The organism is Mesorhizobium sp. M0244, assembly GCF_040321795.1.
Lineage (GTDB): Bacteria > Pseudomonadota > Alphaproteobacteria > Rhizobiales > Rhizobiaceae > Mesorhizobium.
In genome coordinates, this window is the sequence record NZ_JAMYSE010000011.1 from 49,968 (window position 1) to 64,132 (window position 14,165).

The following is a 14,165-nucleotide window of genomic DNA, read 5'->3' on the forward strand; positions in this document are numbered from 1 at the left end:
CACCTGTTCATAGCCTCGGCACCGACAGCGCGCCGTCGACATTGATGATCGAGCCGGTCGAAAAGCCGAGCTTGCCGCTGGCGAGCGCCGCCACGGCGGCACCGATATCTTCGCTTTCGCCCCAGCGCATTGCCGGCACCAGGCCGCCGTCGATCAGCCCGTCATATTTGGCGGTGACACCCGCGGTCATGTCGGTGCGGATGATGCCCGGCCGCACTTCGAACACGGCGATGTTTTCGATGGCAAGGCGCAGCGCCAGGTTCTTCACCCACATCGAAAGCCCGGCCTTGGAAATGCAGTAATCGGAACGTTCTGGCGAAGCCATCGCGGCGCTGACCGAGGTGATGGTGATGATCGATCTCGCACCAACGCTCGGCTGGCCGAGCATCGCTTTGGCAACGGCCTGGCTGAGGAACACGGTGCCGCGCAGGTTGATGCCGAGCACCCGGTCGAAATTTTCCGGCTTGAGCTCCAGCAGGTCGCCGCGTTCGACGGCGCCGATGCCGGCATTGTTGACCAGGCAGTCAATGCGACCGAAGGCGCCTGTTGCAGCATCGACCAGCGCGGCGTGGTCGTCGAGTTTGGCGATGTCGCTGCTGACATAGGCGAATTTCGCGCCGCGCGCGGTGATGTCGGCGGCGAGCCCGTCGGCGGCTTCGTCGGCAAGGTCGGCCACCAGAATATCGAAGCCGGCGCTGGCCAGCGCCTCGGCGCAGGCAAGGCCGATGCCGCGCGCACCGCCGGTGACGATCGCTGCCGGGCGGTTCATGTTGCGAACTCCGTCTTGCGGATGTGGTCGGCGACGCGCAGCGCCTGTGCGGCGATCGACAGCGCCGGATTGACCGCGGCCGAGTTCGTCAGGAAGCCGCCATCGACGACGAAAAGGTTGGTGTGGTCGAAAGAGCGGCAGAACGGATCGAGTGGCGAGGTCGCCGGATCGTTACCCATCTTTACCGTGCCGCACTGATGCGAGGGCGTGCGCTTGTCGAACGGCCGCGACAGCACGATCGGATAGCCGCAGGCGCGGAAATTCTCGCGCATCACCTTGGTCAGCCCGTCGAGCGACTGCATGTTGGAGCGCCGCCACTGCATGACGATGTCCGTGCCATCGACCATGATGCGGCTTTCGGCATCGGGCAGGTCCTCGCACATCAAATACCAGTCGACGGCGTGGCCGGCCATGAAATCCAGCGCGAATTTGGGCGCGCGCCTGACATTGGCCTTGAGGATGTTGCCGTCGATCTTGCCTAGAAGCTGGACGTTGCCGAGCGGTTTGCCGCCCTTGCCGTCGGATAGATAATAGTCGTTCAGCATCAGCGTCTTCTGGTAGACGGATTTGTTCCTGCGGCGCGGATCGATCGCCAGCATGGCGCTCGAATTGTGGTTCATGAAGTTGCGGCCGACCTGGTCGGAACGGTTGGCCAAGCCTTTGCCACCTCCTTTGCCCTTGGAAGAAGGGGAAGGCGAACGCAGCAGGATGGCGGCGGAATTGACCGCGCCGGCCGACAGGATGACCAGCTTCGGCGCGACTTTCTTCAGCGCACCGTTCTGGCGGTAATGGACGGTCTCGATCGTCCTGGCGTCCGGCGATGCCTCGAGATATTCGACATGGGCGCCGGTCTCGAGCCTGATGTCCTTGTCGGCAAGGGCAGCCGCCAACGGCCCGGATTGCGCGTCGATCTTCCCGGTCCCGGTGTTAGGAAACGCGTCCCACGGCGTGCTGCCGTCTTTCAGCCAGGCTTCGATGTCGACGCCGAGCGGCAGCGATGCCGGATGCAGGCCCAGGCTCTTCAACTCGGCGCGCGCACGCGCGATCGGCGGCTCGTCGGGTACCGGCCCGAAAGGGTAGGGCGTCGAGTGGAACGGCTCGGTCGGGTCTTCGCCGAGTGCACCGCGCACGCGGAAAAGCTGCTCGGCCTTGGAATACCAGGGTTCGAATTCCTCATAGGAGAACGGCCAGGCCGGCGAGATGCCGCCATAGTGCTCCATCTCCGAAAAGTCTTCCCTGCGGTAGCGGATCAGCACAGCGCCGTAGAATTTCGAATTGCCGCCGACATAGTAGTAATTGCCCGGGTTGAAAGGCGCTCCGCCGGCCTCGAGCCACATCTCCTTCGGCCGATAATGACCATCGACGAAGATGGCTCGGGTGTCGCGCGTGTGCGGCGTCGCCGGCAGCGGTTCGCCGCGCTCCAGCATCAGGATCGAGGCGCCGCTGCCGGCAAGGCCGGAGGCGATCGTGGCGCCGCCTATGCCGGAGCCGATGATGACGATGTCTGGATTTGTCATGGTCGTCAGACGATGCGTTTCTCGGTCGCCGGATCGAAGAACACCGCCTTGGTCAGGTTGAAGGCGAGCGGGGTGACCGTGCCCGGCTGGATATTGGCGTCGGCGCGCAGCCGCGCCACCACCGCCTTGCCGCCGAGATTGGTGACCGCGAAAGTATCCGAGCCGGCCGGCTCGATGACCTCGATGTGACAGTCGGCGCTGGCGATGTTCGAGGCGTTGCGTTCGGCGCCCTCGGGATCGGTCAGTGCTTCGGGGCGGACGCCGAAGATGATCGGTTTTCCCTGGAATGCCGACAGGCCGGCCGGCGCATTGGCCAGCGGCAGCGAGATCGGCTGGCGAGCCTCACGCTCCAGGACGACGGAGAAGCCGCTGCCGTTGCTGCCGATCGTCGCCGGGATCAGGTTCATCGCCGGCGAGCCCATGAAGTCGGCAACAAACAGGTTGGTCGGATTGTTATAGATTTCGGCCGGCGTGCCGAACTGCTGTACCTCACCGTCGCGCATCACCGCGATCTTGGTGGCCAGCGTCATCGCCTCGATCTGGTCGTGGGTGACGTAGACGATGGTGGTGCCGGTGGTGGCGTGCAGGCGCTTGATCTCGATGCGCATGTCGACGCGCAGCTTGGCGTCGAGATTGGACAGCGGCTCGTCGAACAGGAACAGCTTGGGATCGCGCACCAGCGCCCGGCCCATGGCGACGCGCTGGCGCTGGCCGCCGGAAAGCTGGCTTGGCTTGCGCTTCAGCAAATGGCCGATCTGCAGGACCTTCGCCACCTTGTCGATCGCCTTCTGGCGCTCGCCGGCCGGCACGCCGCGCATCTCCATGCCGAAGGCGATATTCCCGGCGACCGTCATGTTCGGATAGAGAGCGTAGCTCTGGAAGACCATGGCGATATCGCGCTTGGAGGGGTGGAGATCGTTGATCGTGCGTCCGTCGACGCGAATTTCGCCTTCGGTGATGGTTTCCAGGCCGGCAATGGTGTTGAGCAACGTGGACTTGCCGCAGCCGGAAGGCCCGACCAGCACGAGGAAGCCGCCCTTTTCGAGGTCGAGGTCGATGCCTTTCAGGATCTCGACCGATCCGAAGCGCTTCTTCAGCCCATCAATTTCCAGAAAAGCCATCCGATTATCCTTTAACGGCGCCAGCCATCAGGCCGCGCACGAAATAGCGGCCGGCGAGCACATAGACGAGGAGCGTCGGCAGCGCGGCGATCATGGCCGCCGCCATGTTGACGTTGTATTCGACGACGCCGGTCGAGGTGTTGACGACGTTGTTCAGCGCCACCGTCATCGGCATCACGTCGCCGGAGCCGGCATAGGCGGAGGCGAAGAGGAAGTCGTTCCAGATGTTGGTGAACTGATAGATCACCGTCACCACGATGATCGGCAGCGAGTTGGGCAGCATGATGCGCCGGAAGATCTGGAAGAAGCTGGCGCCGTCGATCTGCGCCGCCTTCACCAGCTCGTTCGGAAACGCTTCGTAATAATTGCGGAAGAACAGGGTCGTGAAGCCGATGCCGTAGACGACGTGGACGAACACCAGGTTCACGGTCGGATTGCCGAAGCCGAAGGTAAGGCCGGTCGCATTCTGCAGCTTGACGCCGAACCGGCCGAAGCTGCCGAGGATCGTTGCCATCGGCAAGAGGACCGACTGGAACGGGATGAAGCAGGCAAACAGCATCAGCCCAAACACCAGCGTCGCCCCGCGAAAGCGCCACTTCGTCAGCACATAGCCGTTGAGCGCGCCGAGCAGGGTCGAGATGATGACGGCCGGAACCACCATCTTGATCGAGTTCCAGAAATAGCCCTTCATGCCGACGCAGGTGAGACCCGAGCAAACTTCGCTCCACGCCCTTATCCAGGGTGCGAAGGTCGGCGCTTGCGGCAGCGCCAGCATGTTGCCGTTCTGTATCTCGTCCATGGTCTTGAACGAGGTCACCAGCATGACGAACAGCGGCATCAGGTAGAACAGCGCAAACAGCGCCAGCAGCCCGTAGATGACGATGCGATTAATAGTCCTGGCGCTGATACCGCCAGTGCCCTGGCGGGCAGGCGTTGCCAAGGCGCTCATCGCGGCTTCTCCCTGAGCTCGGAGTAGAGGTAGGGAACGATGATCGCGGTTATGGTCATCAGCATGATCACGGCGCTGGCCGAGCCGACGGCCATTTCGTTGCGTTTGAAGGTGTATTCATACATGAAGTTCGACGGCAGCCAGGCCGAGCCGCCAGGCCCGCCGCTGGTCAGCGCGACGACCAGATCGTAGGACTTGATGGCGAGATGCGCGAGCACGATCAAGGCCGAAAGGAAAATGGGCCGCAGCAGCGGGATGACGATGCGGCGGTAGAGCTGGAAGGTAGTGGCGCCGTCGATCTGCGCCGCTTTCATGATCTCGCCGTCGATGCCGCGCAGACCGGCCAGGAACATCGCCATGATGAAGCCCGACGCCTGCCAGACGCCGGCGATGACCACGGTGTAGATGACGAAATCCTTGTTCTTGATCCAGTCGAAATGGAAGCTCGTCCAGCCCCATTGGTGCAGCGTCTGCTCGAGGCCAAGGCCGGGGTCGAGGAACCATTTCCAGGCAACGCCGGTGACGATGAAGGACAGTGCCATTGGGTAGAGATAGATCGGCCGCAACATGCCTTCGCCGCGGATCTTCTGGTCGAGCAGGATGGCCAGGAACAGGCCGAGCGCCAGGCAGATGAAGATGTAGAGAAAGCCGAAAATGCCCATATTGGTGATCGACGTGTACCAGCTCGATGGCGGGTCGATGTCGAAGGTCCAACGCCACAGCCGCTGGTAGGCGCGCGGGCCGGTGATGGCATAGGACGGGAAGGTCTTGGAATTGGTGAAGGACAGATAGATCGTCCACAGGATGAAGCCGTAGACGAAGACGATGGTGATGGCGAAACTCGGCGCCAGCACGATCTTCGGCAGCGCATCCTGCAGGCGCGAACGCACCGAGGCGCGCGGACGAGCATTGTGCTCCGGCGTCAGCTTGATCTGGCTTGTCGCAACCGTACTCATGAGCTCCTCCCGTTCTGGGTCGTCCGTGCTTTCACCGCCAAGCGGGAAGACGGCCCGGTGCAGACGGGGTTTTGATCGACCGCGTGGTCGACCATATCTGCGGATTGGAACCTTCCCCGCCGGAGCGGGGAAGGTCTTTTTCGTGCGTGGCCTTACCTGGCGTCGTCGATCGCCTTGACCAGTTCGGTCACGGCCTCGTCCGAGGTCTTGATCTGGCCGTGGACGAACTTGGTCACGATATCCTTGTAGGCATTGGCGATCGCGGGCGGGGCGCCATAGCCCTGGGCCAGCGAACCGAACAACGTGCCCTTCTCGTTGGCGGCCTTAAGGTCGGCGATGCCCTTCTTGCCGCAGGCGTCGAAGTCGGTGTCCGGTACGTCGGTGCGGGCCGGAACCGAGCCCTTGACGACGTTGAAGGCCGACTGGAAGCTCTTCGACAAAGTGGCGGTGGCAAGTGCGGCTTGGGCGGCCTTGCGGTCGTCAGATACGTCGAACATGCCGAACACGTCGGAATTGTAGACGACGCTGCCGTCGGTGCCCGGGAAGCGGTAGCACAGGAAATCGGTACCCGGGATCTTGTTGGCGGCGTGGAACTCGCCTTTGGCCCAGTCGCCCATGACTTGAACCAGGGCATCCCCCTTGATGACCATGGCGGTGGCGAGGTTCCAGTCGCGGCCCGAGAAGTTCGGGTCGACATAGGTGACCAGCTTGGCGAGGTTGTCGAACGACTTCTTCATCGTGTCGGACTTGAGCGATGCGTCGTCGAGGTCGTTGAAGGCCTTCTTGTAGAACTCAGGTCCGCCGGTCGACAGCACGACCGAGTCGAACATGGTGGCTTCCTGCCAGTTCTGGCCACCGAGGGCGAGCGGAATGACGCCGGCCGCCTTGGCCTTGTCGAGCAGCGCAATAAGGTCGTCGAAGGTCTTCGGCTCGGTGCCGCCGATCTTGTCCATCACAGCCTTGTTGATCCACAACCAGTTGACCGAATGGACGTTGACAGGCACCGCGACCCATTTGCCGTCATAGACGGTAAACTTCTGCAGCGCCGCGGGAACAGCCTTGTCCCAGCCCTCCTTGACGGCGATAGCGGTGATATCGCCCATCTTGCCGGCCGCCGCATAGTCGAGCGCGGTGTAGCCGAGCATCTGCGAGGCGGTCGGCGGATTGCCTGCAGCCACCATTGCCTTCAGCGCAACCATTGCGGGGTCACCGCCACCGCCGGCCACCGGCACGTCCTTCCAGGCAAAGCCTTCCTTGGCCAGATCCTGCTTGAGCACGTTCAGAGCGGCAGCTTCGCCGCCCGACGTCCACCAATGCAGCATCTGGACTTCCTTGACGTCCTCGGCATGGGCCGCGAACGCAACGCCCGATGCGAGAGCCGTCCCGATAAGCAGTTTGCGCAACATGTACTTCCTCCCTTGTTGAACTTACACGACCGGCGGATGCCCACCGGGTTCTTCCCAACTCAGCCGACCCACCATCCGGTGCGCTGGCCGCGATGAAACTGGATTGTCTTTTCCTCGGTATAATCCTCGACGGCGCGCTTGCCGAGTTCGCGTCCGAGACCGGACTGCTTGTAGCCGCCGAAAGGCAGCTCGGGATAACCCTCCATGAACGTGTTCACCCAAACGGTTCCCGAACGCACATTCCGCGCCACCGACATGCAGGTATCGATGCTGGCGCTCCACACGCCCGCCGACAGACCATAGGGCGTGTTGTTGGCGATGTGCAACGCCCTTTCAATCGATTCAAAAGTCAGCACCGAGAGCACCGGACCGAACACTTCCTCGCGCGCAATGGCCATGTCTTCGGTGACGTCGCGAACGATGGTCGGATCAAGATACTGGCCGGCGCTCGAAGCAAGCTGCTTGCCGCCGCTATAGATCCGGCTGCCCTCGTTTTCCGCTGCCGTCACGTAGCCGGTGACCTTGGCCACATGGTCGGCGGAGATCATCGCGCCGACCTTGGTGCGATCGTCGAGCGGGTCGCCGACGGTCACCTTGGCAGTCAGCGCCTTTACTGCGCCGAGGAACTCGTCGGCGATCGCCTCATGGACGATCAGCCGGCTGCCGGCATTGCAGCATTCGCCGGCGTTGAAGAAGCCGCCGAATACCGCCGCGTCGGCGGCGGCTTCGAGGTCGGCATCGGGAAAGACGATCTGGCCGTTCTTGCCGCCGAGCTCCATCGAGACTTTCTTCAGCGAGTTGGCGGCAGACGCCATGGTCATCTTGCCGACGCGGGTGGAGCCGGTGAACGACACCATCTCGACCAGCGGGTGGCTGACCATCGGTGCGCCGACATCGGTGCCCAGCCCGGCAAGGATGTTGACGACGCCGTCCGGCAGACCGGCCTGCATCAGGATCTCGCCGAGAACGAACGTCGAGGCCGACGTCATTTCGCTCGGCTTGACCACCGCCGTGCAGCCGGCAGCGAGCGCGAAGGGCAGTTTCTGGCTGACGATCAGGAAGGGAAAATTCCACGGCGTGATGATCGAGACGACGCCGATCGGTTCGCGCAGCACGACACCGAGCATCGCATCGCCGAGATTGGCGTAGCTTTCGCCGTGAAGCGTGCGGGCGAGTGCCGCGGCATAGCGCCAGATGTCGACGGCGCCGCCGATCTCGCCGCGCGCCTGGGCGATCGGCTTGCCGGATTCCAGTGCATCGAGCCGGGCAATGTCCTCGAGCCGCGCCTCGATCAGGTCTGCCGTTTTGAGCAGGATCGCGGCGCGCTCGCCGGCCTTCACGCGCGGCCACGGGCCGGTCTCGAAGGCCTTGTGCGCGGCCTGTACCGCCGCCTCGACGTCCGCCGCGCCGGCTTGCGCATAGCGCGAAACGGTGAAGCTGTGGCCGGGGCTGCTGCGCTCCAGCGTGCGGCCGTCCTGGGCATCGACGAACTTGCCGTCGATCAGCAACCGGTAGCTTTTCGGCGCTGCGGCTGCCTCGGCGGGCATAGCAATGTTGAGGGGCGCGTTCATGTGATTTCCAGGTTCTGCTCGCATTTTATGATCTCGAGAACGGCGGCTTCTGCTTGGCTTTGAAAGCCTCGACGCCGGCCCTGAGATCGCTTGTCAGCGCGATGAAGCCGCTGGCCAGCGCTTCGGTCGCGGCAGCACTCTCTTCGCCTTCGGCAATGGCAATCATCAGCTTGGCGGCCTCGGTCGCCAGCGGCCCGCGCTCGGCGATCTTGCCGGCCCAGGCCCTGGCTTCGGCGAACGCCTTACCGGTCTCAACCACCCGGTCGACGATCCCCAGAGTCATCGCCTCGCTTGCCAGAAACACCTCGCCGCCGAGCGCCATCCGCCGCACCGCCTGGGCGCCGAAGCGGCGCACGGCGCGCTGTGTGCCGGACCAGCCGGGAACGACGCCGATCGAGGTCTCGGGGAAACCCAGCTTCACCTGTGTTTCCGCTACGCGGAAGTCGCATGCAGCCGCCAGTTCCAGCCCACCGCCCAGCGCATGGCCGGCAAGCACGGCGATCGTCGGCTGCCGCAGCCGCGCCAGCCGATCGAAGACGCGGTGACCGTAGCGCACCCATTGCACCTGGAAATCGACAGCGCTCATGGCTGCCCAAGCCTCGACGTCGCCACCGGCGCAAAAGCCCTTGCCCTCGCCGCAGATCAGCACGACGCGGACGCCTTCCGCCGTCTCGGCCTCGTCGAGTGCTTCTTCGAGCGCCCGCAGCATCGGGATGTCGAGCGCGTTGAATTTCTCCGGCCGGCGCAGCGTGACAATGCCGATGGCGCCGTCAGTTTCAAAGGTGACGAGACGCTCAGCCATGCGCGCCTCCAAGCGAGGCGCCGCCATTGAGCGACAGGCCGATCGGCCGGTCCCGGTAGAGCGCCTCCGGCGTCGTCTTCAGATCGTTGGCGACGGCGAGTGGGATCTCGGCCTGCGCCAGCACATCGCGCTCCAAGTCTACACCTGGCGCCAGCTCGGTCACCATCAGCCCTGCCGGCGTCAGCTTCATCACGCAGCGCTCGGTGACATAGGTGATGTCCTGTCCCTGGGCGACGGCACGCTTCCCGGAGAATGAGATGTGCTCGACCTCGCCGACGACTTTCTTGACCTTGCCTTCCTGGTCGATGCGGATGCCGCCATCGGCTAGCGACAGCTTGGCGCCGGCATTGAAGAAACCAGAAAAGACGATCTTCTTCGCCCGCGCGGTGATGTCGACGAAGCCGCCGGCGCCGGCGGTGACATGCGGCCGCGCCGAAAGCCTGGAGACGTTGACCGAGCCGTGGCGGTCGATCTGCAGGAAGGACAGCAGCGAGGCGTCGAAGCCGCCAGCCTGGAAATAGATGAACTGGTGTGGCGAGGGCATGAAGGCGTCGGCGTTCGACGAGCAGCCGAACTTGAAGTCGAGCAGCGGCACGCCGCCGACCGCGCCCTGTTCGATGACCCAGGTGACCTTGCCGTGCTGGCCTTCCTCGAGCAGGATGCGCGGCACATTGGCCGAGATGCCGAAGCCGATATTGACCGCCATGCCGTCGGCAAGCTCCATGGCGACGCGCCGGGCAATGACCTTCTGGACATTCATTTCGGCGTTGCGAAAGCTCGACAGCGGCCGGAAGATCTCGCCGGAGATGGCCGGATCGTAGGGCGTCAGCGTCGTCTGCAACTGGTCGGGTGCCACGACGATATGGTCGACCAGCACGCCGGGCACGCGCACATCGTGCGGCTTCAGCGTGCCGTTCTCGACGACGCGCTTGACCTGCGCGATGACGATACCGCCATTGTTGCGGGCGGCCAGCGCCTGTTCGAGGCCGCCGAGATAGGCGCCTTCATGCTCATAGGTGAGGTTGCCGCGCTCGTCGGCGGTGGTGGCGCGAATGATCGCGACCTGAGGTACGATCGAGCGGAAATAGAGCCACTCCTCGCCATCGAACTGCTGCACCGAAACGATCGGCTCGCTGGCGGCAGCATTCATGCCGCAGCCCTGGTGGCGCGGGTCGGCAAAGGTGTCGAGCCCGACCTTGGTCAGCACGCCGGGGCGCTTGGCGGCGGCCTCACGATGCATGTCGAACAGGATACCGGACGGCACGTTGTAGGCGGCGACCGTATTGTTGCCGATCATCTTCCAGATCTGCGGCGGTTCGGACGATGACGGGCCGGACGGATAGGAACCGCACAAAGTGCGCTTCAAAAGGCCGGGCTTGGCCAGGTGATCAATGCCCTTGATGCCGTACATGTCGCCAGCGGCGATCGGGTGCAGCGTCGTGATATCCTTGGGATGGCCTTCGACGTTGAAGCGCTCGCCGATCGCGGCAAGCACTGCATCCGGGCAGCCGAGGCCGCTCGATGACGACACGGAAACGATCATGCCATCTTTGATCAGGCCGGCAGCGTCAGCCGCGGAGACGAGCTTGCTCACGCGGCGCTCCCGAGCTTCGGGTCGGTGGCGACGGCCTTGCCGGACCTGGCCGACTGCAATGCCGCTTCGGCCGCGGTCAGCGACCAGACGCCGTCCGCGCCGGTGGCGGACGGCTGGCCCTCGCCGCGGATCGCCGCGTGGAATTGGCGCAGCGAACGGGCATAGAGGTCTTCGCGGTCGAAGCTCAATTCCTCCTCGCCCGTTGCCGTTCGCAGCAACACCGAGCCGACCGGCTTCTGCGTCATCACGTCCCTGGCGATCAGCGAGCCTTCGCTGCCATGCACCTCGAAGCCGGTGCCGGCGAATTTGGTGGTGAAGCCCTCATGCGACTGGGCAATGACGCCCGATGCGAAGCGCCAGAGGCACATGGCACCGTCTTCCAGCCCGCCGGCGGCCATGCCGGCCGATTGCGTGAAGGCCGAAATCTCCACCGGATCGTCGCCGAGCACGAAGCGCAGCGTGTCGGCATCGTGGACGGTGATGTCGAGCACCACGCCGCCGCCGGCGTCCGGCCTGGTGATGCGCCAGCCCTGCAGGTTTTCCGGCAGATAGACAGAGTGGAAGACGCGTGCGGCGATCGGCCCGCCGATGCGGCCGGCGGCGATCGCTGCGCGCATCGCCCGATGCGAGCCGGCATTGCGCAGATGGTGATTGGTGCCGAGCACGACGCCGGCAGCCCTGGCGGCGGCGACCATCTTGCGGGCGTCGGCGCTGGTCAGCGCCAGTGGTTTTTCGCAAAGCACATGCTTTCCCGCCTCGATGGCGGCGAGTGCCTGTTCGAGATGCAATTCGTTGGTGGTCGAGATGTAGACGGCGTCGATATCGGATTTGAGCAGGGTGTCGAGCGCCGAGACCGCCGCCGGAATGCGGTTTTCGCTGGCGTAGGTGGCGGCGCGCTCCGGGCTGGAGCTCATCACCGCGGCGATCTCGCCGTCCGGCTGCGCGCGGATGGCGCCGATCATGAATTGCCTTGCGATCGTGCTGGCGCCGATCAATCCCCATCGGACGGTCATGCCGCGTCTCCCATTCCCGCACGCCGAGTTCCATCGCGATCGGGGCCGCAGCTTTCCCTGACCACGAGGTTGACGGCGCCGATATGATCCTCGGCGCGCGTGGTGCGCGACTGGATCATCTTCAGCACGACATGGGCGGCGCGCTCGCCGAGCCCGGCGGTGTTCACCGAGACGCTGGTCAGCGCCGGCATATAGTGCTCGGCCTCGGCGACGTCGTCGAAGCCGACGACGGCAAAATCCACACCGGGTTCCAGGCCACGCTTGCGCAGGGCCAGCAAGACGCCGAAGGCGACCGCATCGTTGAAGCAAAGCGCCGCGGTCGGCGGCTCGGCCATGGCGAGCGCGGTTTCCAGGCAGGCAATGCCGCCCTTGCGGCTGGTTTCGCCCTCGAAGACGAGCCTGTCGGCCGGTGCGATGCCGAGCGCTTCACAGGCCTCGCGAAAGCCGCCCAGCCGCTCGTGATAGACGACAAGATCGGGCGAGCCGCCGAAGAAGGCCAGCCGGCGATGCCCCTTGCCAATCAAATGGGCGGTGGCAAGATAGGCGCCGCGATGGTTGTCGGGCGCGATCACCGGAATGCGGCTTTCAGGAAGCCGGCGCATGACGAAGACGACCGGAACGCCCGCGGTCTCAAGCCGGCGGAAGGCGCCAGGCGCGGTGCCGCGCGCCGGCGACACGACGAGCCCGGCGCCACCTTGCTCCATCAGCTATTTCAACACCTCTTCCTGGCGCACCGGGCTCTCCGCCGTGTTGGCGATGAAAGGCACGATGCCGGCCGACTGGAAGACGCGCTCCATGCCGACCGCCATCTCGGCGAAAAACGGATTGGTGAGGTCGTTGATGACCATGCCGATGACATTGGAATGGGCCTTGCGCAGATTGGCGGCGCCGCGATTATAGACATAGCCGACATCCTCGATCGCCTTGCGAACCTTGAGCGCGGTTTCGGGCCGGATCAGTCCGCTGCCTTGCAGCACGAGCGAGACCGTCGATTTGGACACGCCCGCCTCGCGAGCGATGTCGAGTATCGTTGCCTTGGCCCGGCTGGCCATCCAGATCTGTCCTCCCGGTGGTTTCTTGTATGAATTTATTGGAACGTTCTAATCCCTGCTATGGATTTGAGTCAATCGCGTTTTTGGGAATTCGGAGAAATGCGTAATCTGCAGCGGGATTCGGCGCAGCACGGGGCTTCTCCTGCTGCAATGCAGCAATCCAGCCCGTGCGAGACAGGGCGACAAAATATCTTGATTTATTGGAACGTTCCATTTAAGGCAGCCGTGAAGGGAGAGGAGCCATGGACATCACCTTGCCCGGGGAGGGCGGCCGCCGCACCCGCTACCGGCTCGTCGGCCAGCCGGTGCAGCCCGTGGCCGGCGCGCGGTTCTCGCGCATCGCCTACGCTGCCGCCCATGTTGTCGCCGATCCGCTCGCCATGACCGATCCGTGGTCCAGGCCCGCGGTCGACTGGGACAAGACGATGGCGTTTCGCCATCATTTGTGGCGGCTCGGCTTCCGCGTCGCCGAAGCGATGGACACCTCACAGCGCGGCATGGGTTTCGACTGGGCAAACGCCAGGGAATTGATCCGCCGCTCGATTATCGCGGCGCAAAGCGTCGAGGGCGCCGATCTCGCGTCGGGCGCCGGCACCGACCATCTGGTGCCGGGGGCCGCGAGCACGCTCGACGATGTCGTCGCGGCCTATGAAGAGCAGTTCGGCTTCATCGAAGGCCTTGGCGGCAAGGCGATCATGATGGCCAGCCGGGCGCTGGCGGCGGTCGCCAAAGGCCCCGACGATTATATCGGCGTCTACGACCGAATCCTGTCCCAGGCGTCCGGCAAGGTCATCCTGCACTGGCTGGGCGACATGTTCGACCCGGCGCTGAAAGGCTACTGGGGGAGCAAGAATTTCGAGACCGCGCTCGATACGGTGGTCGCGCTCGTCGGACACCATGCCGGCAAGGTCGAAGGCATAAAGATATCGCTGCTCGATGCCGGCAAGGAGATCGCGCTCAGGGACCGGCTGCCCGACGGCGTGGTGATGTTCACCGGCGACGACTTCAATTACCCCGAGCTGATCGCCGGGGACGGCGAGAGACATTCGCACGCGCTGCTCGGCATTTTCGATGCCATCGCGCCGGTCGCCAATGCGGCGCTGGCAAAGCTGGCCGCCGGCGACCGCGCCGGCTATGACGCGCTGATGGCCCCGACAGTGCCGCTGTCGCGCAAAATCTTCGAGGCGCCGACCGAATATTACAAGGCCGGCATCGTCTTCATGGCATGGCTGAACGGCCACCAGGAGCATTTTTCGATGGTCGGCGGCATGCAATCGGCGCGCGGCATCCGTCACTATGCCGATGTCTTTCGACTTGCCGATCAGGCGGGGTTGCTGGCCGAGCCGGAACTCGCCATCGCCAGAATGACAAGCCTCTGCGCGGTAGCGGGCGTCTGATTGCAAGACGTTGCAGCG

General features: G+C 64.2%; 11 protein-coding genes and 1 pseudogene. 1 reads left to right on the forward strand and 11 read right to left on the reverse strand.

Going from position 1 to position 14,165, the window contains the following annotated elements:
- Positions 1 to 7: 7 nt before the first annotated feature.
- From NKJ08_RS10935 to NKJ08_RS10985, 11 genes and pseudogenes are all read right to left on the reverse strand, one after another.
- The gene (locus NKJ08_RS10935; protein WP_352524648.1) at positions 8 to 769 is read right to left on the reverse strand and encodes a 3-ketoacyl-ACP reductase; all 762 of its coding nucleotides are present in this window, start codon (positions 767 to 769) and stop codon (positions 8 to 10) included.
- Positions 766 to 2,286 (reverse strand): GMC oxidoreductase, encoded by a 1,521-nt coding sequence (locus tag NKJ08_RS10940; protein ID WP_352776737.1) that lies wholly within the window; start codon positions 2,284 to 2,286, stop codon positions 766 to 768. The genes NKJ08_RS10935 and NKJ08_RS10940 overlap by 4 nt, the downstream gene beginning before the upstream one ends.
- Positions 2,287 to 2,291: 5 nt before the next feature.
- Complete coding sequence (locus tag NKJ08_RS10945) at positions 2,292 to 3,407, reverse strand: ABC transporter ATP-binding protein (RefSeq protein ID WP_352524646.1); 1,116 nt, start codon at positions 3,405 to 3,407, stop codon at positions 2,292 to 2,294.
- A 4-nt stretch (positions 3,408 to 3,411) separates the two neighbouring features.
- Entirely contained in the window at positions 3,412 to 4,356 is a 945-nt protein-coding gene (locus NKJ08_RS10950) for a carbohydrate ABC transporter permease (RefSeq protein WP_352524645.1), read from the reverse strand.
- Entirely contained in the window at positions 4,353 to 5,312 is a 960-nt protein-coding gene (locus NKJ08_RS10955; protein WP_352524644.1) for a carbohydrate ABC transporter permease, read from the reverse strand. Before NKJ08_RS10955 ends, NKJ08_RS10950 begins: the two co-directional genes overlap by 4 nt.
- A 152-nt stretch (positions 5,313 to 5,464) precedes the next feature.
- Complete coding sequence (locus NKJ08_RS10960) at positions 5,465 to 6,718, reverse strand: ABC transporter substrate-binding protein (RefSeq protein WP_352781753.1); 1,254 nt, start codon at positions 6,716 to 6,718, stop codon at positions 5,465 to 5,467.
- Positions 6,719 to 6,777: 59 nt separating this feature from the next.
- Positions 6,778 to 8,289, reverse strand: coding sequence for an aldehyde dehydrogenase family protein (locus NKJ08_RS10965; RefSeq protein ID WP_352781754.1), 1,512 nt, complete (start codon positions 8,287 to 8,289; stop codon positions 6,778 to 6,780).
- A 25-nt stretch (positions 8,290 to 8,314) separates the two neighbouring features.
- Positions 8,315 to 9,091: an enoyl-CoA hydratase/isomerase family protein gene (locus NKJ08_RS10970; protein WP_352781755.1), complete on the reverse strand. Its 777-nt coding sequence runs from the start codon at positions 9,089 to 9,091 to the stop codon at positions 8,315 to 8,317.
- Positions 9,084 to 10,685, reverse strand: a complete 1,602-nt coding sequence (locus NKJ08_RS10975; protein ID WP_352781756.1) for an acyl CoA:acetate/3-ketoacid CoA transferase — start codon at positions 10,683 to 10,685, stop codon at positions 9,084 to 9,086. Before NKJ08_RS10975 ends, NKJ08_RS10970 begins: the two co-directional genes overlap by 8 nt.
- Entirely contained in the window at positions 10,682 to 11,698 is a 1,017-nt protein-coding gene (locus NKJ08_RS10980; protein WP_352781757.1) for a Gfo/Idh/MocA family protein, read from the reverse strand. Before NKJ08_RS10980 ends, NKJ08_RS10975 begins: the two co-directional genes overlap by 4 nt.
- Positions 11,695 to 12,750, reverse strand: a pseudogene (locus tag NKJ08_RS10985) (LacI family DNA-binding transcriptional regulator). Before NKJ08_RS10985 ends, NKJ08_RS10980 begins: the two are co-directional and overlap by 4 nt.
- A gap of 242 nt (positions 12,751 to 12,992) precedes the next feature.
- Between NKJ08_RS10985 and NKJ08_RS10990 the strand changes: the two are divergent.
- Complete coding sequence (locus NKJ08_RS10990) at positions 12,993 to 14,147, forward strand: dihydrodipicolinate synthase family protein (protein WP_352781758.1); 1,155 nt, start codon at positions 12,993 to 12,995, stop codon at positions 14,145 to 14,147.
- Positions 14,148 to 14,165 lie beyond the last annotated feature (18 nt).

Bases quoted from the DNA above. Each gene is read 5' to 3' on its own strand.
- NKJ08_RS10935 (WP_352524648.1), bottom strand. From the start codon at position 769: ATGAACCGCCCGGCAGCGATCGTCACCGGCGGTGCGCGCGGCATCGGC.
- NKJ08_RS10940 (WP_352776737.1), bottom strand. From the start codon at position 2,286: ATGACAAATCCAGACATCGTCATCATCGGCTCCGGCATAGGCGGCGCC.
- NKJ08_RS10945 (WP_352524646.1), bottom strand. From the start codon at position 3,407: ATGGCTTTTCTGGAAATTGATGGGCTGAAGAAGCGCTTCGGATCGGTC.
- NKJ08_RS10950 (WP_352524645.1), bottom strand. From the start codon at position 4,356: ATGAGCGCCTTGGCAACGCCTGCCCGCCAGGGCACTGGCGGTATCAGC.
- NKJ08_RS10955 (WP_352524644.1), bottom strand. From the start codon at position 5,312: ATGAGTACGGTTGCGACAAGCCAGATCAAGCTGACGCCGGAGCACAAT.
- NKJ08_RS10960 (WP_352781753.1), bottom strand. From the start codon at position 6,718: ATGTTGCGCAAACTGCTTATCGGGACGGCTCTCGCATCGGGCGTTGCG.
- NKJ08_RS10965 (WP_352781754.1), bottom strand. From the start codon at position 8,289: ATGAACGCGCCCCTCAACATTGCTATGCCCGCCGAGGCAGCCGCAGCG.
- NKJ08_RS10970 (WP_352781755.1), bottom strand. From the start codon at position 9,091: ATGGCTGAGCGTCTCGTCACCTTTGAAACTGACGGCGCCATCGGCATT.
- NKJ08_RS10980 (WP_352781757.1), bottom strand. From the start codon at position 11,698: ATGACCGTCCGATGGGGATTGATCGGCGCCAGCACGATCGCAAGGCAA.
- NKJ08_RS10990 (WP_352781758.1), top strand. From the start codon at position 12,993: ATGGACATCACCTTGCCCGGGGAGGGCGGCCGCCGCACCCGCTACCGG.